Source organism: Halomonas sp. H5, from assembly GCF_050613175.1.
GTDB classification, from domain to species: Bacteria; Pseudomonadota; Gammaproteobacteria; order Pseudomonadales; family Halomonadaceae; genus Bisbaumannia; species Bisbaumannia salifodinae.
Genome location: NZ_CP192510.1, coordinates 124,813 through 145,366 on the forward strand (window position 1 = coordinate 124,813; position 20,554 = coordinate 145,366).

Annotated in this window: 16 protein-coding genes; all 16 read right to left on the reverse strand. The window is 71.2% G+C overall.

The window, feature by feature from the left end; translation table 11 throughout:
* From ACQ1W9_RS00535 to tssB, 16 genes are read right to left on the reverse strand one after another with little or no spacing between them, the layout of a single operon-like run.
* Window positions 1-288: a type VI secretion system PAAR protein gene (locus ACQ1W9_RS00535; RefSeq protein WP_431024835.1), complete on the reverse strand. Its 288-nt coding sequence runs from the start codon at window positions 286-288 to the stop codon at window positions 1-3.
* A 28-nt stretch (window positions 289-316) separates the two neighbouring features.
* Window positions 317-904: a GNAT family N-acetyltransferase gene (locus tag ACQ1W9_RS00540; protein WP_431024836.1), complete on the reverse strand. Its 588-nt coding sequence runs from the start codon at window positions 902-904 to the stop codon at window positions 317-319.
* Complete coding sequence (tssM, locus tag ACQ1W9_RS00545) at window positions 888-4,526, reverse strand: type VI secretion system membrane subunit TssM (RefSeq protein WP_431024837.1); 3,639 nt, start codon at window positions 4,524-4,526, stop codon at window positions 888-890. Before tssM ends, ACQ1W9_RS00540 begins: the two co-directional genes overlap by 17 nt.
* Before the next feature lie 59 nt (window positions 4,527-4,585).
* Window positions 4,586-5,995, reverse strand: a complete 1,410-nt coding sequence (gene tssA, locus ACQ1W9_RS00550; protein WP_431024838.1) for a type VI secretion system protein TssA — start codon at window positions 5,993-5,995, stop codon at window positions 4,586-4,588.
* A 10-nt stretch (window positions 5,996-6,005) separates the two neighbouring features.
* Window positions 6,006-6,641 carry a type VI secretion system-associated protein VasI gene (gene vasI, locus ACQ1W9_RS00555; protein ID WP_431024839.1) on the reverse strand — a complete coding sequence of 212 codons (636 nt, stop codon included), beginning with the start codon at window positions 6,639-6,641 and terminating at the stop codon, window positions 6,006-6,008.
* Window positions 6,638-8,200, reverse strand: coding sequence for a sigma-54 interaction domain-containing protein (locus tag ACQ1W9_RS00560; protein ID WP_431024840.1), 1,563 nt, complete (start codon window positions 8,198-8,200; stop codon window positions 6,638-6,640). Before ACQ1W9_RS00560 ends, vasI begins: the two co-directional genes overlap by 4 nt.
* Before the next feature lie 3 nt (window positions 8,201-8,203).
* Complete coding sequence (gene tssH / locus ACQ1W9_RS00565; RefSeq protein ID WP_431024841.1) at window positions 8,204-10,813, reverse strand: type VI secretion system ATPase TssH; 2,610 nt, start codon at window positions 10,811-10,813, stop codon at window positions 8,204-8,206.
* An 8-nt stretch (window positions 10,814-10,821) separates the two neighbouring features.
* A complete protein-coding gene (gene icmH / locus ACQ1W9_RS00570; protein ID WP_431024842.1) occupies window positions 10,822-11,661 on the reverse strand; it encodes a type IVB secretion system protein IcmH/DotU in 840 nt (279 codons plus the stop codon).
* A 3-nt stretch (window positions 11,662-11,664) separates the two neighbouring features.
* Complete coding sequence (gene tssK / locus ACQ1W9_RS00575) at window positions 11,665-12,999, reverse strand: type VI secretion system baseplate subunit TssK (protein WP_431024843.1); 1,335 nt, start codon at window positions 12,997-12,999, stop codon at window positions 11,665-11,667.
* Complete coding sequence (tssJ, locus tag ACQ1W9_RS00580; protein WP_346061000.1) at window positions 12,999-13,535, reverse strand: type VI secretion system lipoprotein TssJ; 537 nt, start codon at window positions 13,533-13,535, stop codon at window positions 12,999-13,001. Before tssJ ends, tssK begins: the two co-directional genes overlap by 1 nt.
* Window positions 13,532-14,884 carry a type VI secretion system-associated FHA domain protein TagH gene (tagH, locus tag ACQ1W9_RS00585; RefSeq protein WP_431024844.1) on the reverse strand — a complete coding sequence of 451 codons (1,353 nt, stop codon included), beginning with the start codon at window positions 14,882-14,884 and terminating at the stop codon, window positions 13,532-13,534. Before tagH ends, tssJ begins: the two co-directional genes overlap by 4 nt.
* A 5-nt stretch (window positions 14,885-14,889) precedes the next feature.
* The gene (tssG, locus tag ACQ1W9_RS00590) at window positions 14,890-15,906 is read right to left on the reverse strand and encodes a type VI secretion system baseplate subunit TssG (RefSeq protein WP_346061002.1); all 1,017 of its coding nucleotides are present in this window, start codon (window positions 15,904-15,906) and stop codon (window positions 14,890-14,892) included.
* A complete protein-coding gene (gene tssF / locus ACQ1W9_RS00595; RefSeq protein WP_431024845.1) occupies window positions 15,870-17,633 on the reverse strand; it encodes a type VI secretion system baseplate subunit TssF in 1,764 nt (587 codons plus the stop codon). The genes tssG and tssF overlap by 37 nt, the downstream gene beginning before the upstream one ends.
* A 22-nt stretch (window positions 17,634-17,655) precedes the next feature.
* Window positions 17,656-18,078, reverse strand: a complete 423-nt coding sequence (gene tssE, locus ACQ1W9_RS00600) for a type VI secretion system baseplate subunit TssE (RefSeq protein WP_431024846.1) — start codon at window positions 18,076-18,078, stop codon at window positions 17,656-17,658.
* Window positions 18,079-18,091: 13 nt separating this feature from the next.
* The gene (gene tssC, locus ACQ1W9_RS00605) at window positions 18,092-19,573 is read right to left on the reverse strand and encodes a type VI secretion system contractile sheath large subunit (protein ID WP_346061005.1); all 1,482 of its coding nucleotides are present in this window, start codon (window positions 19,571-19,573) and stop codon (window positions 18,092-18,094) included.
* 33 nt (window positions 19,574-19,606) lie between these two features.
* Entirely contained in the window at window positions 19,607-20,113 is a 507-nt protein-coding gene (gene tssB / locus ACQ1W9_RS00610; RefSeq protein ID WP_431024847.1) for a type VI secretion system contractile sheath small subunit, read from the reverse strand.
* Window positions 20,114-20,554 lie beyond the last annotated feature (441 nt).

Genomic DNA, 20,554 nt, shown 5'->3' on the forward strand with positions numbered 1-20,554 from the left:
TTAGCTGCCCTCCCCGCTGGCGGAGCCGATCACCACGCCGCCGCAGCTCACCGCGTGGCCGGTGAGGGCGGCGGGCTTGCCGTCGATCAGGATGGTGCCCGAGCCCTCGGCGATGGCGCGCGGGTGCGTCGGGTGCTTGGGCTTGTCGTGGGGAGCCAGGGGGTCGCCCTGGCGGGCCACCGGCTTGCCGTCGATCATCACCGTGGGGCTGCCGGCGGTCACCGGGGTCGGCGGAAAGCCCTCATGGTCGGTGCCGATATCGCCGACGAGTACGAGTTTGCGTCCCATGCGTCCTTGTCTCCTCTCTGGTGTGGCGTCAATGCCATTCGGCGGGGGCTTCGAAGCTGGCCACCTCGGTGGCATCCACCTGCATGCGCCGGAAGCCGGCACGCTCCAGGCTGGCCACGGCGGCGGTGCAGGCCAGCGGCAGGCGGCAGTGCAGCGGCGTGCCGTCCAGCTCGCGGCGGGCGGCCAACAGCAGGCGGGCGCCATGGCCGCTGCCCTGCCACTGGGGATCGATAAAGAAGAAGCGCAGCTGCCAGGCCGCTTCCTCGTCGGGGCGTACCGCCAACAGCATGCCCAGCGGCGGCCCTTCGCCATGGCGGAAGGCGAGCAGTCGTCCCTGCCAGTGGGCGATGGCGTCGCCCTCCCGCTGCAGCCAGCGGCCGCGGTGGAGGGTGAACTCCAGGGCGCGGCGCAGGGTGGCCAGGCGGGCCTCGTCGCGCAGCACCCAGGGCGAATGCCCCTGGGCATCGGCGCGGCGGGCCGCCTCGAGGAAGGCCTCGAGCTCCTCGGCCCGGGCGGCCACCAGCCCCCCGCGGGCCTCGCGATGGGCCTCAGGCGGTGACTCGGGAGCCGCCGCCGCGCTATCGCGGCCCAGCCAGCGCTTAAGCGTCGTCAGCATCGGGGCCTCCTTCGGCATAGAGGGCGGTGGGCAGCCGGAAGCCGGTAGCCAGCGGGCGGGTGAAGGGATTGCGGCTGCCGTTGGCATGCAGGCGGTAGCTCATGGTGCCGCCATCCACCTGGAAGCGCAGCTCCAGCTCGCGCTCGCCGGCACCGGTGATCTGCGCCTGGTCGAGCAGCCGGAACCAGGCCCAGGCGCCGCCGTGGGTCAGGCTGCGCGGCGAGCGGTTGACCTGGCTGGGCACCAGGGTCACCCGGCTCTCGGTGTCGCCGCGCAGGGCATTGGGCCAGATCATCGAGACCCGATGGCTGCCGCTGTGGGCGTACTCGATCAGCTGGCCGTCGACGCTGATCACGCTGCGCCGCTTGTCGGGGCTGAGGCTCAGGGGCTCCAGGCTGAACTCCACGTCGAGGACGCCGTCGCGGCCGAAGTAGGCCTCGCGAATGCGCTCGCCCTGGCGCACGGCGGTGAGTACCCCGGGACGGATCAGGGAGTTGCCCTCGGCGTCCTCGAGCTGCTCCGGGGCGGCCTCGATAAAGGGCCGCAGCTTGTCCTGATAGAAGCCGTCGAGGATGCCGCCGGGGGCGAAGAAGGCCTCGAAGTCACTCAGGGCCACCTCGCGGGAGGCGTCCCGGGCCAGCGGGTAGCGGCCCGCCAGGCGTTCCCGGTAGGGGGCGACCACCTCGTCGAGCCACTGGTGCTCCATATGGCGGATGGCGCTGGTCATCAGCAGCCGCCAGCTCTGGTCGGCCAGGCTCTCGAGCATCGGGCCCACCGGGGCCGGAGTCTCCTCGGCCAGGCGCTGCAGGGTGTGGATGGGGTCGCCGCCGCTCAGCACCAGGCGGTCGCGGACCGTGACGAAGGCCGCGCGGCCCGGGTCGCTGGCGCCCTGGACCTGGCGCAGGTAGTCGCGCAGCTCGCCGACGGCGCCCTTGATCTCGGCCAGGTCGGCGGGGTTGTCGCCACGCGCCTCGAGGAGGCCGTTGAGGGGCGCGAAGTGACGTTCGATATCGCCGGCCAGGCGGTAGCGGGGCGAGCGCTCCAGGGCCTGGCGGGCGGCCTCGTCGTCCACCGGCAGTTCCGGGTAGAGGCGGGTCTGCTGGACCACCTCGCCGAGCAGCCGGTCCAGCGGACGGCTGGCGCCGAGCAGGGTGTCGGTGACCACCACCGCCTGGTGCAGGTCGGGCAGCGGCACCAGCTCGATGCGCTCCAGGGCCTCCCGCCAGGTGACATGGTAGTCGCTGATATAGCGCTCGCGCAGGGCGCCCTGCAGGCGGGCGCGGTCGGCCTCGCTGAAGTCGATGTCGTCGCGCTGGCCGAGCACCCAGAGGTCGATCAGCGCCAGCTCGGTGGCCTGGTCCAGCTCGTTCAGGAAGTAGCCCTCGAAGCCCCTTCGGGTCACCAGGCTGGGGATGCGCAGGGCGTCGTTGTCGTCGTCGCGGGCCATGAAGACGGCGCTGAAGGCGGGCCCCACCCCCTGGCGCAGGTCCAGGGTCGCGCCGCTGCGGCGGTCGCTGCCGGCCTTGAGGGTGGCGTAGACCCGCTCGTCCATGGGCAGCTCGGCGAGGGTGCGCTGGGCGGCCTGGAGGCTGCCCCCGAAGGGCGCCATGGCCAACTGGGCGTCGCGATCGCCGGCGGCGGCATGGCCGGCCAGGTCGGTATGGGTCAGGGCGTAGTCCAGGTGATCGAGCAGGCGGCGCTGCACGCTGCCGCGCTGGGGGAAGTCGCCCTGCCAGCGGCGTGCCATGAAGTCGCGCACCCGCTCCGGCTGGCGGCCGCTGGCATCGGAGAGCATGCGCAGCTGGCGCAGCAGGGCCAACTGCTCGTTGCTGCCCGGCTCGGCGCGGTTCATGTCGTCCATGACGCCGACCATCAGCGCCGGCAGGAAATGGTGCTCGAGCACGGCCCGGTAGGCGTCATCCACGGCGCGGCCCACCTTGTGTCCCTGGTAGAGGCCCATATCGGCCAGCCAGGGCAGGTGGGTGCGGGTATCGGCGAAGGCCCGGGTCGCCTCGCGCAGGCGATCCAGCGGCTCCAGCAGCGCATAGCCGGTGGGGTCGTCGCTGCGCAGTTCGCGGGGCTGGGTGGCGATGAATTCCTCGGCCTTCTCCTCCACCGCCGCCAGGGCCTGGGTGTTCTTCTGGTAGAAGTGGCTCCAGCCCCCCACCAGCACGGCGCCGCCGAACAGGCAGGCGAGCAGGCTGAGGCGCCGCACCTGGCGGCGCCGCCGGGCGGCCCGGGCATTGTCGCCGGCCAGCCCCGCCTCCGGGTAGATCACCCGCTCGAACAGTTCCTCGGTGAAGTAGAGGGCGCTGCGGGTGGCGCGGTGGGCCGGCTGGACCGCATCGCTCATGCCGTAGCGGCGGGCGGCGGCGTCGACGAAGGGATCCTCCGGCACGCCCTGCTGGTAGACCGAGGTGAAGTAGGTGCCGCGCACCATGGCGGCGGTGGAGAAGCGGTCGCTGGAGAGGGCCTCCTTGAGGAAACCCAACAGCACATCGCGCAGCCCCGCCAGCTGGCGCACGAAGCGGAACACCGACTCGCGCTCCTCGCGGTCGCGGCACTCGCTGAGCAGGGTCGGCAGGCTGCGGTTGAGGCGTTCGAGCAGGGCGTCGAAGGCCTCGGCGAACTCCTCGGCCCAGCGATCCGGGGTATCGAGGCTGTCGGCGCTGAAGGTGAAGCCCAGGGGGGCGCGGCGCGCCTGGCGCGAGTAGTGACGGAAGAAGTCGTCGAAGCCGTGCAGCAGGTCCATCTTGCTGAAGGTGACATAGACCGGCAGGCGGGCGCCGTGGCGCTCCATCAGCTCGCGCAGGCGGGCCCGCAGTAGGGCGGCATAGGCCTTGCGCACCGCCACTCGGGCGTCGCTGAGGCGCGCCAGGTCGAGGACCAGCACCACCCCGTCCAGGGGACGGCGGGCGCGGTGGTGTTCCAGCCAGGCGACGAAGTGGTCCCACAGGCGCTGCTGCAGCTCCACCGGTTCGCCGCCCTCCAGGGCGCCCTGGGTGAGCAGCTCGCCGTCCGGGTCGATCAGCACCGCCTTGTCGCCGATCCACCAGTCGAAGCCGAAGCGGTTGCCCTTGCGGTGGCCGGCGGCCTTCATTACCCGGGTCAGGGCGAACTCCTGGCCGGAGCGGTTGATCAGGCTGGTCTTGCCGGCGTTCTCGACCCCCATTACCAGGTACCAGGGCAGCCGATAGCGGGCCCCGGGGCCGCCGCCGAGGCTGTCCACCAGCTCCGCCAGGGTGGCGTCCAGGGTCTCCTCCTGGCGCCGCACCTCGCCGGCGATGGGGTCATTCTGCAGGCGCTCGGCCTCGCGGCGCTCGGCGTCCAGCCGGCGCAGGCGGCGGGCCAGGCGGATCCCCCAGACCACCGCCAGCAGGGTGGCCAGGGCGAGGATCGCCAGCAGTCGATGCAGCCGTGGGCCCAGGGGCCGGGTGCCACCGACCTCCCAGAGCGGGCCCAGCCACCAGATCGCCGCGGCGGCGATCACCGCCAGCAGGCACCAGAGGGCGAAGGCGAGGCGCCCCAGGCCCTTGGCCTGGTTGCCGTGCATCTTCGCCTGCTTTGCTCCGGCCTCGGCCCGGGCCATGCCGGGCACGAAGCGACTCAGCCTGGATTTCACACTTGTCCACATGTGCCGTTAACCCTCGTCCCTGTCGATGTGCTTGGTGGTGCCATTGGTCATTGCAGTGCCTCCTCGAGCCGCGCCAGCAGCGCCGGCTCCCAGGCCTCCAGGCCGATCCCGGCGATGCTCTGCTGGACGGCCCGGTAGTGTTGGGTGGCCAGGGCGGCGAGCCCCGCCTCGTGGAACAGGTCGGCGCTGGCCAGGCGCCAATAGGCCGCGTCCCGGGGCGAGTGCGCCGCCGCCAGGCCCTGGTCGAGGCCGGCCAGGGCCGCCGCCAGGTCGCCCTCGGCGAGGCGCTCGCGGGCCTCCTCGAGGCCGGCCTGCCAGGGGTCGCCCCCGGCGCCACCACCGGCCATGGCCGGCGCGGCCGCCGGCTGCAGCCAGCGCCGGGTGTCGTCGTCGACGAAGGGGCTGCCGTCGTTGAAGCGCAGCGCCTCCAGGCCCGGCAGGCGGGCCACGAAGCGCGCCGCCTCGTCGCGGATCGCCTCGGCGCAGCGCGGATGGCCGAGGTGCGCCGCCAGGCCGGCGCTGAGGCGGTGCCCCTCCAGCCAGTAGGGGCTCAGCGCCAGGCTGGTCTCGATGCGCCGCCACAGGGCGGCGTCGCCGCCACGGGCCAGGGCCTCCCGGTAGTCGGCCACCCGATCCGCGGCGATGGGCGCCAGCTCGGTACGGCCATCGTCGCGGGCGGCGGGCAGCGACTGGATCGGGCCCCAGGTGGCATGGCGGCGCAGCCGGTAGCCCAGGGCCTCGCCGGGGGCCTGGTCGTTGAGGAAATCGGCCATGGCCAGCAGGGCCTGGCGGTTGCCGCGCTCGTTGCCCGCCTCCAGGCGTGCCTCGGGGGCCGCGGGCGGCGGGGCCGCCGCGGCTGCTGCCATCCCGCCGGCGTCGGCCGGCGTCGCCTCGCCGCCCTGATCGGCCGGCTGGCCGGGGGCCAGCCGCTCCAGCAGGCGTTGCAGCTCCTCCAGGGCGCCCAGCGGCAGCTCCCGGGCCGCGGCGGCACCGTGCAGGGTCGCCAGGGCCGTCAGCGCCTCGTCGTGCTGGGCGGCCTGGGTAAAGCGCAGGCCCCCGGCGAGCTTGACCGCCCGCTGGGTGAACTGGGCGAACAGCTTGGGGCGGGCCCGGGCGCAGCGGGGGCCGGCGTAGGGGGTGGCGTTCTCCCACCAGGCCGCCAGGCTGCCGGCCAGCAGCTCCAGCGAGAGGGTGAAGCGCCGCGGCGCGGCGTCGTGCTGCAGGCAGTGCAGCAGGTGGCCGAGTACCCGCAGGTCCTTGCCCGCCTCGCCGAGCAGGCGGGCGGCCCGGGCCTCGGCGCCGGCCCAGTCCATCTCGCCGTGCTGCAGCGAGCCGATCTTCATCATCTCCTCGTCGAGCCAGGCGAAGTCGGCCCGCTCGTCCAGGGGCGGCGCCTCGGGGCCTGGCGCCAGGGGCGCCAGCAGGGGCTCGAGGTGGCTACGGTCGGTGATTCGCATGCTCGGCTCCTTACCAGCGACAGGCATCGCGCAGGGGCTGGATCTGCTGGCGCAGGCCGCCCAGCTCGAAGCGCAGGCCGTCCAGGGCCTCTCGCTCGCTGGCCAGGCTCAGGGTCTCGCTATCCAGCAGCCGGCGCAGGGTATCGATGGCGGGCAGGCCGCGACCGCCGCTGACTACATGGCCGCCGTCGCGGATGCGCCAGGTCTGGGCCAGGTCGCCGCGGGCGCCCCGCAGGCGCAGCTCCGCCCGCGGCGCGTCGAGGGCCTCGGGCAGGTGCAGCTGGAAGCGGGTGATCGACTCCTGGCAACTGATCACCAGCACCGGACGCGGCGGGACGCTGCCCAGGGCCGGCACGGTCAGCAGCACCTCGTCGCCATCAATGCCGGCGAGCAGGCCGAAGGCGTCGTCGTCGCGGCGTGCCTCCTGGTCGAGCACCGCCTGCCACAGCGCCGGCGGCGCGTCGGCGGCGGGGGCCGGGGCGTCCCGGAAGAGGGCGTCATAGCAGTGCAGGCGCTCGAGCCGGGAGTCGAGGACGGCGCAGTGCCGGGCCTCGGCCAGGCGCGTGGCATCGTCGGCCTGGGCCGGCGACGGAGCCAGCCAGGCCAGGGGCAGGGCCAGCAGCAGGGGGAACATCGGCAGCCTCATGGGGTATCCAGCTCCAGCCGTTGGCATTTATGGGCCAGGGTGCGCTTGGGCAGCCCCAGGCTCTCGGCGGCCCGGGCGCGATTGCCGTCGAAGCGGGCCAGCCGCTGGCGGATCAGGGTGGCCTCGAAGTGGCGTACCGCCTGGCGCAGGTCGTCGATGGCGTAGAGGTCCGGTTCGCCGGCCGACGCGCGGGAGGCCGGGGCCAGGGCGCCGGCATCGATGCCGGGCAGCGCCGAGGGCCCGATATCCGCGCCGGGGTGGGTCATGGCGCAGGCGTAGTCGATCAGGTTCTTGAGTTCGCGCACGTTGCCGGGGTAGTCGCGCTCGCGCAGCAGGCGCAGGGCCGCGGAGGTGATGCCCATCTCGTGGCGCCCCTCCCGGGCGCAGAAGTCGGCGATAAAGGCCTCCACCAGCAGGGGGATGTCCTCGCGGCGCGCCGCCAGCGGCGGCAGCGCTAGGGGGAACTGGCCGAGCCGGTAGTAGAGGTCGGCGCGGAAGCCGCGGTCGCGAATGCGCTCGCGCAGCGGCTGGTGGGTGGCGGCGACCAGTCGCAGGTCGGCCTGGCGCTCCTCGCCGGCGCCCAGGGGACGGTAGCGGCCGCTCTCCAGGACCCGCAGCAGCTTGGCCTGCAGCGGCAGCGGCATATCGCCGATCTCGTCGAGGAAGAGGGTGCCGCCGTCGGCCTGGCCGATCAGCCCGTCCCGGGCCTGGTCGGCGCCGGAGAAGGCCCCCCTGGTGTGGCCGAACAGCTCCGCCTCGAGCAGCGACTCGGGAATGGCGGCGCAGTTGATGGCCAGGAAGGGGCCGTCGCGACGGGCCGAGAGGCGGTGGATCGCCCGCGCCACCCGGTCCTTGCCGGTGCCGGTCTCGCCCTGCAGCAGCACCGCCAGGTTGGTCTCGGCGGCGCGCACCACTTGGTCACGCAGCGCCTGGCTGGCCGCGGAGATTCCCAGCAGGTCCTCGCCGAGGCGCTCGGCCAGGGCGCGGCGCCGGGCGCCATCGCTGAGCTGGGTCAGGGAGTCGCGCAGCCGCGCCTGGCGATCGCGCTCGTCCCGGTGGCGGGCCAGGCGTGCCCAGAGCCGGCACAGCAGCGCCTCGAAGGCGGCGAAACAGGGGTCGGCGAGCAGCGCCTCGAGGCGTTCGGGAGTATCCGCCAGGGCCAGGGCGCCCAGCCACTCGCGCTGGCCATCCTGGGCGCGCAGGGGGCGCACCTCCAGGTGCAGCTCATGGGAGAGCCCGGCCACCTGGGCCTGGAAATCCGGGTGATCGAGGCGCGAGCGGGCCTCGCCCAGGGCCAGGCGCAGCGGTTCGCCGCGGCGGATGGCATGGGCGTAGGGGTGGCGGAAGTCGTCGCAGGCCAGGCGGAAGTCGGCGTCATCGGAGGCCAGCCGGCGGCCGTTCTCCGCCAGGTAGAGGCAGTCGACCCAGGCCGTGGGCTGGCAGTGGCCGAGCACCTCCCGGGCCCGACGGCGCAGGGCCGGCGGGGCCTCGCTCTCCACCAGGGCCAGCGCCAGGGCCATGCCATCCAGGCGCACGATATCCCGCTCCCGACCCGCCATGGCTCAGGCCACCTCCGCGGTGAAGTCGCCGTCGCCATCGATGCCCAGTACCACCCGGGAGACCGGCTCCTGGCGGGCCAGGCGCTCGAGCAGGGCGCGGGAGAGCGGCGGCAGCAGCTCGCCGTCGATCACCGACTCCAGCATGCGCGCGCCGTTCTCGCTGCGGGTGGCCCGGGCGCGGATCGCCTGCGCCAGGGCCTTCTCCAGCACCACCTCGGCCCGGCGATGGCGGGCGGCGAGGCGCTCGGCCAGGCTCGCCAGCTTGGCGTCGACGATGGCGTCGAGGGTGGCGTCGTCCAGGGGGCGGTAGGGCACCACCTCCATGCGCGCCAGCAGGGCCGGGCGGAAGAAGTCCGCGAGCACCGGGTAGAGCGCCTCGTCCAGGGCCTCGGGGTCGTCGGCATGGGCGACGATGGCCTCATAGCCGAGGTTGGAGGTGAGGAAGAAGAGCACGTTCTTGCAGTCGATCAGGCGCCCCTCGCCGTCGGCCAGCTCGCCCTTGTCGAAGGCCTGGTAGAAGAGGTTGAGCACGTCGGGGTGGGCCTTCTCCACCTCGTCGAGCAGCACCACCGAGTAGGGGCGCTGGCGGATCGCCTCGGTGAGCAGGCCGCCCTCGCCGAAGCCCACGTAGCCAGGGGGCGAGCCGATCAGCCGCGAGACGGTGTGCTTCTCCTGGTACTCGGACATATTGATGGTGGTGAGGAACTGGCGGCCGCCGTAGAGCTGCTCGGCGATCTGCACCACCGTCTCGGTCTTGCCGACGCCGCTGGGGCCCACCAGCAGGAAGGCGCCCAGGGGGCGGCCGGGACGGCGCAGGTCGGCGCGGGCGGTGAGCAGGTGGCGATGGATGCGCTCGATGGCCGGCGCCTGGCCCTGCACCTCGCGCCCCAGGTGCTCGGGCAGCTCGGTGAGCCGGCTCAGGGTGTCGCGGGTCATGCGCTCCACCGGGACGCCGGTCCAGTCGCCGATGACCTGGGCGATCTGGGCCTCCTCGACGCTGGCGTTGACCAGGGCGAACTCCCGCTGCAGGGCCTCCAGGTCGGCCTCGCGGTCGGCCAGCTCGGCGCGGGCCGCCTCGCGCTCCGCCTCCGGGGTGGCGTCCTCGAGCAGGCGGCGGTGCAGGGCGAGGATGGCGTCGACCCCCTGGCGCTGCGCCTCCCAGGCGGCCTCCAGGGTGGCCAGCTCGTCGTCGAGGCGGACCAGTCGGGTGATCAGCTCGTCGACCAGGGCGGCGTCCGGGGTGCGTCCCAGTAGCCGCTCGCGGTCGAGCTGGTCGCGCTCGCGCAGCGCCGCCAGGTGCTCGCTCTTGAGGTGGCTGAGGCGCCGCGGCGGGGTGTCCAGGGCCTGGGCCAGGCGGGTGCAGGCGGTATCCAGGACGTCGATGGCCTTGTCGGGCAGCTGGCGGCCGGCCAGGTAGCGGGCCGAGAGCTCGGCGGCGGCGCGCAGGCCGCTGTCGCCGATCAGCACGCCGTGGGCGGCCTCGTAGGTGTCGCGCAGGCCACGCAGGATCACCAGCGCCTGGGCGGTGCTGGGCTCGGCCAGGCTGACCGGCTGGAAGCGCCGCGACAGGGCGGGATCCTTCTCGAAGTACTTCTTGTATTCGCGCCAGGTGGTGGCGGCGATGGTGCGCAGCTCGCCCCGGGCCAGGGCCGGCTTGAGCAGGTTGGCGGCGTCGCTGCCGCCCTCGGCGTTGCCGGCGCCGATCAGGGTGTGGGCCTCGTCGATAAACAGCAGGATGGGCCGCGGCGCGGCCTTGACCTCCTCGATCACCGCCTTGAGGCGCTTCTCGAACTCGCCCTTGACCGCGGCACCGGCCTGCAGGGCGCCGATATCCAGGGCCAGCAGCTCGACCCCGGCCAGGGCGCTGGGCACCCGGCCCTCGACGATGCGCGCGGCCAGGCCCTCCACCACGGCGCTCTTGCCGACCCCGGCGTCGCCGATGACGATGGGGTTGTTCTTGCGCCGGCGGCCGAGGATATCGAGCATCTGGTCGATCTCGGGGTCGCGGCCCAGCACCGGGTCGAGCTCGCCGCGCCGCGCCTGCTCGGTGAGCGAGCTGGCGAAGCGCGCCAGGGCGCTGTCGGCTTCGCCGCCTTGGGCCTCGCGGCGCGGGGCGGCCGCCGCCTCGGGGTGCGGCGCCTCGGCGGAGTCGGCGGTGAGGCGGTCGAAGTCGCGGCGCAGGGCCTCGCGGTTGATCCCGGCCAGCAGGGCGACGCCGCCGGGGCCCAGGTAGCGGGGGGCGTTGTGCAGCAGGGCGGTGAAGATCAGGCCGCTGCGCAGGACGTCGTGACGGAACTCGGTGGTGGCCAGCAGCCAGGCATCCTGGAGCAGCTCCACCAGCAACGGCGAGAAGCTCGGCGTGGTGACCTGCAGGTCCTGGACCGGGCGGCCCTCCTCGGCGAGGCGGGCGCGCAACTGGGCGGCGTCGATCGCCTCGGCCTCGAGCAGGCAGCGCAGGTCGCACAGCGGCTGATCGATCAGCGCCTGCAGCAGGTGCCCGGCGGTGACCTCCGGGGCCTGCTGTTCGGCGCACAGCGCGGCGGCCTGTTCGAGGCCCTGGCGGGCGATGGCGTTGAGGCGGCCGATAAGGGCCGGAAGCTCTACCCTGAGCATGCTATCTCCTATCGAAAGATCTGATCGAGCAGGCCGGTGACCTGGAGGGCCTGCTGGTCCAGCGACCAGGCCAGGCCCGCATAGGTGGCCACCATGGCGCCGGCGAAGAGGGTGAAGAGGGCCCAGACCGGCAGGCCCTGGCCATGGCGTCGGCCGCCGCTCATGACGTTGTCGAGGGGCCGGGTCAGTTCGTCCTCGGGGGGCGTCTCCAGGGAGGCCAGCAGGTCGCCGAGGGCGCGCACCACCTGCTCGTATTCGTCGCGGGCCTGGGACATCACCCGGTAGCGGCCCTCGAAGCCGAGGCACAGGCAGAGGTAGATAAAGGCCAGGATGTCCCGGTAGCGGCGCGGCTCCTGCTGCAGGCGGGCGAGGATCGAGAAGACCTTCTCGCCGCCCCAGGTCTCGTTGTGGAAGCGGGTCAGCAGGGAGTGCTCGGCCCAGACGCTCTGGCGTCCCCAGGGGGTGCCCATCACCGCCTCGTCGATAAAGGAGCAGAGCACGTAGCGGTAGGCCAGTAGGGTGGGACGGTCGTAGCCCTGCTCGGTGAGTTCGATCTCGATGGCGGCGATCTCGTCCACCACCTGGCGGTAGAGGCGCTCGATATCCTCCAGGGCCTCCAACTGGCGTACCCGCAGCACCATGCCCAGCAGGCCGCTGGCGGCATCCACCAGGGGGTTGAGGTTGTAGCCGCGCAGCCGGAACCAGAACGCCTCGTCGGCGTCCAGGTGCTCGGCATGGCTATGGATCAGGTGCTCGAGGCCGCGGTCGTCGATGCGATCCTCGTGGCGGCCGATCTCCGAAAACTCCGCGTCCTCGATGCCGTCGCGACGGCGCACTAGCTCGTTCATGGCTTAGCTCCTGATCGCCCAGAATTGCAGTTCCAGCCCCGGGAAGTCGCCGGCCACATGGAAGGCGAAGCCGCTGGCGCCCTCCAGCATGCTCCAGGCCTGGCCACTGCGGTCGAGGCGGAAGTAGCTGTAGCCGGCGTGGTAGGGCAGCTCGCGGGGGGCCACCGGCAGCGGCTCCAGGGGAATCCCCGGCAGCTGCAGGCTGATGAGGTCGCGGATGCGCTCGACGCTGGCCACCTTGGTCTGTTGCAGGAACAGCTTGCGCAGCCGCTCGTGGGGCAGGTCGGCGCGCACCGCGAGGATAAAGTCGGCGCTCTCGATCAGGCCGGGGTCGGCCAGCGGGGCCACCAGCAGGCCGTAGCGGCGGGCCTGCAACTGGATGGCCATGGCGCGTGGCTCCAGCACCGTGGAGAGGGACTGGCGCAGGCTCTGCATCAGCGGCCGGAAGGCGCGCTCCGGATGGTCATGGTCGTAGGCCGGGAACTCCGGCGGCAGCCGCGACTCGTCGGTGAAGGTGACCAGCTCGCTGGCGGTCTCCAGCATCTCGGCGTAGAGGCGCTCCGGGTGCAGCCGGCCGAGGCGCGCCAGGTGGGCGAAGCGCGGCTGGGCGCGGTTGAGCTGCTGCAGCAGCATGAAGTCGGCCACGTCCGCCACGCCGCTCTGCTGGGGCGAGGCCAGGCGCTGGGCGATATTGCGGGCGCGCTCGCGCATCAGCCCGGCCATCTCGCCGAGGAAGCGCCCCAGCCGGGGGGCCGCCTGGACATTGAGCAGGGTGGGCAGGAACTGCTCGTCCAGCACCAGGCTGCCGTCGGGACGGCGCTCGTGGATGCGCGCCACCGCCAGGCAGGCGTAGGCGCTGCGATCCTCGTTCTCCAGCAGCAGCCGGGGCGCCACCCGGGCCAGCTCCAGGTCGACGGTGTCGCCCTCCCGGGAGTGCAGGTCGCGCACCCCGCGGGGCTCCAGGCGATAACGCGCCGGCAGGTCGTCGCCGGGCCAGCGCACCTCGGCCACCGCATCGGTGGCCAGCGGCAGGCCCAGGTAGACCACCTGGTTGGCGATGGCGGCGTCGTCGATCTCCAGGGGATGGGGCTCGATATCGTCGTCGGGCAGGCGGAAGGCGGTGCCGTCCGGCATCACCCCGCTGGCACGACTCAGGGCGATGCGCCCGAAGCTCAGGTATTCGGCGTTGAGCTCCAGGGAGAGGAAGCCGTAGGGGTACTGGCCGATGCCCTCGAGGCGGGCATCGATCAGTCCCTCCAGGCTACGCTGCTGCTGCTGGAAATGCTGGGGCTTGATAAACAGCCCCTCGCTCCATACCACGCGGTTGCGACTGGCCATCAGCCTTCCTTCCTCAGTTCGGCCTCGTGGGCGCGCAGGTGGACCAGCAGGTGGTGGTGCTCGCCGCGGGAGCGCACCCGCACCACCTTCTTCCATTCCGCCTCCTCGGAGTCGCCATAGAAGGCGATGATGCCCAGGTAGCGGGTCTCGGGATCCACCTCGAAGGGCTCATAGAACTTCCACTGGCCGGGTAGCAGGGTGAAGTCGTCGTGGCTCAGGTAGTTGGTGCCCAGGGCGCCCTCCAGGTCGTCGCGCAGCTGATCGAGGTCCGCGGCCATCAGCATGGAGTCGTCCTTGAGCTGGAGGACCTGGAAGCGCAGCGGCGTGCCCTCGCCCTCGCGGTTGGGGTTGACGTCGGGCTCGGCGACCATCGCCAGGTCGATGCGGGTCGGGCGATCCTCGGGGTAGCCCACCGGGATCGCGGGGTCGCGCATGACCTGCCAGGTCTTGCCGGCGGCTTCCCGGGTCGAGGCGCAGCCGCCGAGCAGGCCGGCGATCAGCAGCAGGGCGAGGCCGGAGACGAGCAGTCGCTTCATGTGTCCTCCCGCTGCTGGCGGCGCACCGAGTGGTCGTAGGCCTGCTCGAAGACCTCCCAGAACAGCTTCTGGAAGCCCCGCTGGCGCCCGGAGTTGAGCTCCCGGTAGTAGTGGCGATACATCTCCCAGGCCCAGCCGCCCTCGTCCTCGAGGCGGTTGCCGGCGCCGCGGTAGGCATGGAAGCGGCGCAGCAGCGCCTCGGGGGCGAAGGCATCGAGGATGGCGCCGAGGGCCTGCTCGATGGCCTCCTCCACGGCCTGCTGGTGCTGCCCCTGGTGGGCCAGGCACTCGGCCACGGCGGCCGGCGGCGAGAGGTGCACCGGGCTGCGGTCGGCGGCGAACAGGGTGGTGAGGGTCTCCGGGTAGGGCTGGCCCAGCCGCAAGGGGTTGTCCTCGATGGGTTGCAGGCGGCGGTCGCGCAGCGGGTAGCGGCTGTCGTCCTGGGCACGCTGCAGGGCCATCAGCCCCTCGAGGGCGGCGCGCAGGGTCTGGCCGGCCTCGGCCAGGAAGGCCTGTTGCTCCTCGCTGTCGCGCAGCGGCAGCTCCGCGCCCAGGCCGCGCAGCAGGGGGTCGGCGCCCACATGGCCGGTGGTGCCGGCCTGGGGCTTGTGCCAGCGATCCTCGAGCTGCTCGCCCACCGAGCGCTCCAGGTCATTCAGTAGCCGTTCATCCATGATCAGGTCCTCGTTGGTGCGAATCGTCGGCATGTCCACGGCCGTGGCGTGCCGTGGTGGGGGGCTGTAACTGCGACTCCCGGGCGTGGCCAGGAGGTCATCATCGGTGGCCAGGGCCTCGGCGGCCTCGGGTTCGGTGAGGGCCAGCATGGGGTCCTGCTGGCCCGCGCCGGGGCTGACACCGCCCAGGGCCGCCAGGGGATCCTCCTGATCGGGGCCCCGGCTCGCCTGGGCGCCCAGCGGGGCCAGGCGAGCCGGCAGGCCGCCCTCCTCCAGCGCCTCGGGCTCCTCGTCGATCAGTTGGGTCAGCGGCTGGCTGCCCGGGGTGCCCTGCTGGCGGTCGCCCAGGTGCACCCGCAGGCAGTAGTCGCCGAGGCGCAGCTCGTCGCCGTCGCGCAGGGCGGCGCGTCGGCTGCGCCCCAGGGGCAGGGTGGCTTGATTGACGAAGGTGTGACCGCTGCGGTCGATCAGGCAGAAGCGCCCATCGATGCGGCGAATCTCGGCATGATTGGGGCGAATGCGCCCGGCATGATCCTGCAGCAGCCAGTCGTCGCCGCCGCTGCCGAGGGTGCCACCGGCAGCGCCGAACACATGGCTGCTGGTGGAACGCCCCTCCAGGCGCTCGCTGTTGGTGACCACCAGGGTGATGGCATCGTGATGGGGGGAGGCGTGCATGGGCATTACCCTGTCATCTGGATACGGACCCGGCGGCGCCGACTGGCGCCCTGGGCATCGGGGTTGACGAAGGTGGTCCAGCCGAGCTGGCTGCTGCCGGCCTCGCCGAGGCGCATGGGCAGCACGGCGCTCTCCAGCAGCTCGAGCTCCAGGTCGTAGGCCAGGGGCTCGCGCAGCACGAAGGCCATCAGGGTCTTGAGGGCGGCATGCTCGCGGCCATCGGGCAGGAAATCGCGGAAGCGCGCCAGGCTGAGGCCGCGCAGGCAGAGGGCGAACTTGCCCCCCACGTCGGCGACCCGCTCGCCGGCGATCATGTCCTGGCCCAGGGACATGTTGCCGAGCCCGGTGCGGCTGCGCTGGTCCTCGGGAATCTCCACCCAGCGCCGCACCCATTGCTCGATATGCACCTCGTCCAGGTCGAAGCAGTGGGAGACGATGCTGCCGACCACCTCCGGCGAGCGGGAGCGCCCGGCCAGCAGGCCGGCGTAGGCCAGCATCTTGCTCCAGTTGATGGGGGTCTCGCCGCGCAGGTCGTCGTCGGCCAGGCCCACCAGGGCGAAGATCGCCGCCGAGAAGCCATCGCTGGCGTTGTCCTGGTAGCGGGCGTAGTGGCGATACTTGCGCCAGGCCCGATGCATCAGGGTCAGCAGGCGGTGGTTGAAGAAGTCGAGGAAGTCGCCGGCGGTGCCCTCGCGGTGGGCGCGGCCGTGGGCCAGGGCCTCCAGGTAGTAGCCGGGCAGCGGCGACTGGGCGCCCTGCAGGCCGAAGAAGCTGACCTCCAGGGCGTAGCCGTCGCTGGGCCGCGGCGCCAGTTCGATCACGTCGCTGCCGGGGAAGCCCAGGGAGGCCGAGGCGTGGAAGCGCACCCGCTCGCGTCCCGGGGCCTCCTGGGTCGCCTCGAGGTCATCCCCGTGGTAGCGGTGCAGGAGTTCGACGAGCTGGAAGAAGTCGTAGCGCCGGGCCCCGTCGAGCAGGGGCCGGAGCGCTACATCAGGGGCTGCTGGCCCGGCCGCAAGGTCCATGCGTAGCGCTCTCGGTTGTGACGGTTGATGACATGCAACTCGTGGAAGGAGTTGATGCTGGCGTACAGGGAGAAGAAGTGCGACAGCACGCTGCCGAACAGGTAGAGGCTGCCCTCGTCGCCGAAGGCCGACTGCTCCAGGGTCATGGTCGAGCGCAGGCCGCGTACCGGCAGGCCGCGCTCCAGGCGGTCGATGGGCTGGGTCTCGATGGCGGCGATGCCGGCCAGGCGCTGCCGGGAGACCCGCTCCGCCTGGCGGTCGACCAGGGCGCGGAAGTCGTAGGCGCGCAGCACCGAGCAGAGGGCGTCGCGCTCCAGCAGCGACAGGTAGTTGAGCGACAGGTTGGAGATCAGCGTCCACAGCAGGCTGCCGTCCAGGGTCGGGCGCAGGGTCGGCGTCGGCCGGGTCAGGTTGCGGAAGTCGGCATAGGCCGGGCTCGATTCGGTGGGGACGCAGATATCGCCCACGGTGAGCCGCTCCGGCAGGGCCCGGTTGCTGCAGGTGAGGCGCAGCGACAAGGTCTCGCGCAGCCCCAGGCAGGCCCGTTCGTCGCCGCGCACGAAGGCGATGTCATGGTCGAAGCCGTCGCCGCGCAGGCTATCGCGGACCCGCACTCGATAGTAGAGGGACTCCCGCTGGCGGTCGCGCTCGATCTGGTGCTGGAAGCTCTCGAAGGGCACATAGTCGCGGGGCTTGCCGCGGACCTTGCCGGAGGCGCTCTCCAGCCAGCCCTGTACCGCGTCGACGCTGAACACCTCGTAATGATCCGGGTGGCGGCTGCTGGGGTGGATGCGGTACTCGCTGCGCTCGCCGCTCAGGTCGATGGGATCGGCGTCGTGGGCGAAGAGGTTGATGGCCGGGGTGCAGTAGAGCGCCAGGTGCTCGTCGTGCACCTTGGCATCCGCCGGCAGGGTCCGCGAGAAGATGAAGCGCAGGGTCAGGCGCCGGGCCTGGCGCGGCGGCAGCCGGCGCCCCAGGGCCTCGAGTTCCACGAACTGGAAGGCCTCGGGGAAGCACAGGTACTCCTGCAGGATGCGATAGCCCTGATGGACATTGCGCGGGTAGGGCAGCAGGGCGTGCTCGCGCTCGAAGCCCACCGGCTTGAGGGTGCCGGCCGGCAGGCGCTGGGTGTCGCCATCCACCTCCAGCTCGATACGTGCTAGGTAGTGGTTGAGCCACAGGTAGAGGGTGCGGGCGGTATAGCCGTCGCCGCCGAGGTGCAGGCGCAGCGCCTCGATACCCAGCTCGTCCAGGGGCTGGTCGCTGTGCACGTCCATGGCCAGCTCGACGATGGAGGCCTCCCGGGAGTGCTGGGCGGTGACCCCGGCATGCGCCAGGGGATAGAGCGCCACCTCGTGGCAGGTGTGGAAGCGGCAGGGGGTGCCGTCCACCGGCTGGCTGGCCAGGGCGGTGCCCGCGGCGATGCGCTGGCTGGCGCTCAGCGCATGCCAGATCGGCTGGAACTGCACCAGGGTCATGCTGGGCACCGGACGCAGGTAGTTGGGCCACAGCATGTTGATCAGCGAATGGGTCAGCTCCGGGAACTCGTCCTCCACCTTCTCGCGCATGCGCCCGGTGAGGAAGGCGAAGCCCTCGAGCAGACGCTCCACGTCCGGGTCGGTGCTGCGCTCGGAGAGGAAGCGGCTCAGGCCGGGGTTGGCTTCGGCGAAGTCCCGCCCCTGGCGTTTCAGGAAATTGAGCTCATCCCGGTAATAGCGATTGAGCATACGGACCTCGCCGCGGTGGTGGTCAGTTCAGGCACTGGTAGCGCTTGTCGTTGAGCAGCAGGTCGATGGTGGCCTCCGCCTGGTCGGCGCCGAGGTCCAGGGTGGCGTGCACCTGGAAACGCAGCTGCAGCGGCGCGCCCGTATTGGGCAGCGACTCCACCTCGGCACGGCGAATGCGCGGCTCGAAGCGCTCGATGCACTGACGGATGGCGCGCTGGACGTTGAGCTCCAGGTCCAGCACGCCGATGGTGGCATCGTTGAAGTCGAGCAGGCCCAGCTCCGGGGCGGATTCGCTGTGCCCCGGATGGCTGTTGAGCAGGTCGACCAGGTGGCGCTTGACCGACTCCACCGTCTCGAGGGTGGGGTCGGCACTCGGCGCGTCATGGGGCGCCGTCAGGCGCTCGAAGAGCCGTCCGCGGGACCGGCCATCACGATGATGCGTCATGGCTCGGGGGCCCTCACTCCTTGTCGAGGCGACCCACCAGCGACAGCTCGAAGTTGGCGCCCATGTACTTGAAGTGCGGACGCACCGCCATGGAGACCTGGTACCAGCCCGGATCGCCTTCCACGTCGGAGACCTGGATGGAGGCGGCGCGCAGCGGCCGGCGGCTGCGCACGTCGGCGGGCGGGTTCTCCTGGTCGGCCACGTACTGGCGGATCCAGGCGTTGAGCTCCCGCTCCAGGTCCTGACGCTCCTTCCAGGCACCGATCTGCTCGCGCTGCAGCACCTTGATGTAGTGGGCGAGGCGATTGACGATAAACATGTAGGGCAGCTGGGTGCCGAGCTTGAAGTTGGTCTCGGCGGCCTTGCCCTCGGGGGTGTTGGGGAAGGTCTTGGGCTTCTGCACCGAGTTGGCGGAGAAGAAGGCGGCGTTGTCGCTGCCCTTGCGCATGGTCAGCGAGATGAAACCCTCTTCGGCCATCTCGAACTCGCGGCGGTCGGTGACCAGCACCTCGGTGGGAATCTTGGCCTGCAGCTGCCCCATGGCCTCATAGGTGTGCACCGGCAGGTTCTCCACGGCGCCGCCGCTCTGGGGGCCGATGATGTTCGGGCACCAGCGGTACTTGGCGAAGCTGTCGTTGAGGCGCTCGGCCAGCAGGTAGGCGGTATTGCCCCATAGATAGTGCTCGTGGCTCTCGCTCACCGTTTCCCGGTAGTTGAAGCTCTTGACCGGGTTCTCCACCGGGTCGTAGGGCATGCGCAGCAGGAAGCGCGGCGCGGTCAGGCCCAGGTAGCGGGCGTCCTCGGACTCCCGCAGGCTGCGCCAGCGGGCGTACTTGGGCCCCTCGAAGATCGCCTTGAAGTCCTTGATATTGGGCAGCTCCTCGAAGCTGTCGATACCGAAGAAGCCGGGCGCCACCGAGGACAGGAAGGGGGCGTGGGCCATGGCGCCGACGGCGGCGGTGTACTGCAGCAGCTTGATGTCCGGGGTCGAGGGCGAGAAGTCGTAGTTGCCCACCATGGCGGCCACCGGCTCGCCACCGAACTGGCCATACTCCGCCGCATAGACGTGCTGGTAGAGGCCGCTCTGGCTGAGTTCCGGGGCGAACTCGAAGTCCTCCAGCAGCTCCTCCTTGGTGGCATGCAGGACGTCGAGCTTGATGTTCTCGCGGAAGTCGGTGCGATCCACCAGCAGCTTCAGGCCGCGCCAGGCGGATTCCAGGTGCTGGAAGGACGGGTCGTGGAGGACCTCGTCGACCTGTTGGCCGATCTTGCGGTCCAGCTCGACGATCATGCGGTCGACCACCGCCTTGTTGACCTGGGGAGTGCCGTCGTCGCTGCGCAGGAGTTCGCCGATAAAGGCGGCGACGCCCTGCTTGGCGATATCGTAGCCGTCGTCGGCGGGGGCCATGCGGGTCTGGGCCATCACCTGGTCGAGGAGGCTCTCCTCGGTCCGGGTCTCGGTCGCCTGTTGCTGCTGTTGTGCCGTGTCGGTCATGAGCGTGCCTCGGTTCCGTTGCCGTGCGATGGGTTAGGCGTTGTCGCCGCGGGTCTCGAGCAGGTCCAGCTCGGCCAGCAGCTGTTGACGCGCTTCGTCGCTCTCCAGCAGGCGCTGCAGGCGTTCGCGGAAGGCGGGGACATTGCCCAGCGGGCCCTTGAGGGCCACCAGGGCCTCGCGCAGCTCCACCAGCTTGCGCAGCTCGGGCACCTGTCGGGCGACGCTATCGGGGGCGAAATCCGCCAGGGACTGGAAGGCCAGTTCCACCGGCAGGTCGGAGGGCTCGTCGCCCTCTTCGAGGCGGTTGGGCACGCTGGTCTGCAGCGACAGGCCGGCCTCACGCATCACCGACTGGAAGTTGTTCTTGTCCACCGAGACGGTGCTGCGTTCCTCGATGGGCGCCTCTTCCGGCCCCCCCTTGAAGTCGCCGACGATCAGCAGCTTCTGGGGCAGCTCGGTCTCGGCCTGTTGATCGCCGGTGGCCGGCACATACTTGATATTGATCCGTTCCTTCGGTGCGACGGTGCCTTCTTTGGCCATGATCAAACTCCCTGACGAACCTAGTGCGTCTATCCGTGATTTGTGTTTTCAGAAACTACCGGGTGGCTCGGAATGGAGACAGAGCCAACTAAGAGGCCGGTGGCAGAGGCTCGCCAAAGGCGGCGCCGTCCGGACCTTTAATGGGGTGGAATCGTTCTCAGGTGCGCGATGATAGCAATATTGTTCACGCCTTGCAGGAGGGGGAAGTGGGGTGGGCGAGGACGGTTTCAAATGGTAAAAATTGATGTTGTTAGCTGTAGTTCATTGAATTTCATCTGTTATTTGTGGGATGTCTCGGGTGGTGGTGGAGCGGAGGGGCGAGGAGTGGTCGATCGGCTACCGAAAATGTAGCAAATCTCTTACAAGATGACCCTTATGATCCTGCTCGGGTGATTTTTTGTATCTTCTTCTCAGGGAGGGTGTCGCTGATTGTTGGGCAAT

Coding starts and splice junctions, on each gene's coding strand:
- ACQ1W9_RS00535 (WP_431024835.1), bottom strand. CDS start 288: ATGGGACGCAAACTCGTACTCGTCGGCGATATCGGCACCGACCATGAG.
- ACQ1W9_RS00540 (WP_431024836.1), bottom strand. CDS start 904: ATGCTGACGACGCTTAAGCGCTGGCTGGGCCGCGATAGCGCGGCGGCG.
- tssA (WP_431024838.1), bottom strand. CDS start 5,995: ATGCGAATCACCGACCGTAGCCACCTCGAGCCCCTGCTGGCGCCCCTG.
- vasI (WP_431024839.1), bottom strand. CDS start 6,641: ATGAGGCTGCCGATGTTCCCCCTGCTGCTGGCCCTGCCCCTGGCCTGG.
- ACQ1W9_RS00560 (WP_431024840.1), bottom strand. CDS start 8,200: ATGGCGGGTCGGGAGCGGGATATCGTGCGCCTGGATGGCATGGCCCTG.
- tssH (WP_431024841.1), bottom strand. CDS start 10,813: ATGCTCAGGGTAGAGCTTCCGGCCCTTATCGGCCGCCTCAACGCCATC.
- icmH (WP_431024842.1), bottom strand. CDS start 11,661: ATGAACGAGCTAGTGCGCCGTCGCGACGGCATCGAGGACGCGGAGTTT.
- tssK (WP_431024843.1), bottom strand. CDS start 12,999: ATGGCCAGTCGCAACCGCGTGGTATGGAGCGAGGGGCTGTTTATCAAG.
- tssJ (WP_346061000.1), bottom strand. CDS start 13,535: ATGAAGCGACTGCTCGTCTCCGGCCTCGCCCTGCTGCTGATCGCCGGC.
- tagH (WP_431024844.1), bottom strand. CDS start 14,884: ATGCACGCCTCCCCCCATCACGATGCCATCACCCTGGTGGTCACCAAC.
- tssG (WP_346061002.1), bottom strand. CDS start 15,906: ATGGACCTTGCGGCCGGGCCAGCAGCCCCTGATGTAGCGCTCCGGCCC.
- tssF (WP_431024845.1), bottom strand. CDS start 17,633: ATGCTCAATCGCTATTACCGGGATGAGCTCAATTTCCTGAAACGCCAG.
- tssE (WP_431024846.1), bottom strand. CDS start 18,078: ATGACGCATCATCGTGATGGCCGGTCCCGCGGACGGCTCTTCGAGCGC.
- tssC (WP_346061005.1), bottom strand. CDS start 19,573: ATGACCGACACGGCACAACAGCAGCAACAGGCGACCGAGACCCGGACC.
- tssB (WP_431024847.1), bottom strand. CDS start 20,113: ATGGCCAAAGAAGGCACCGTCGCACCGAAGGAACGGATCAATATCAAG.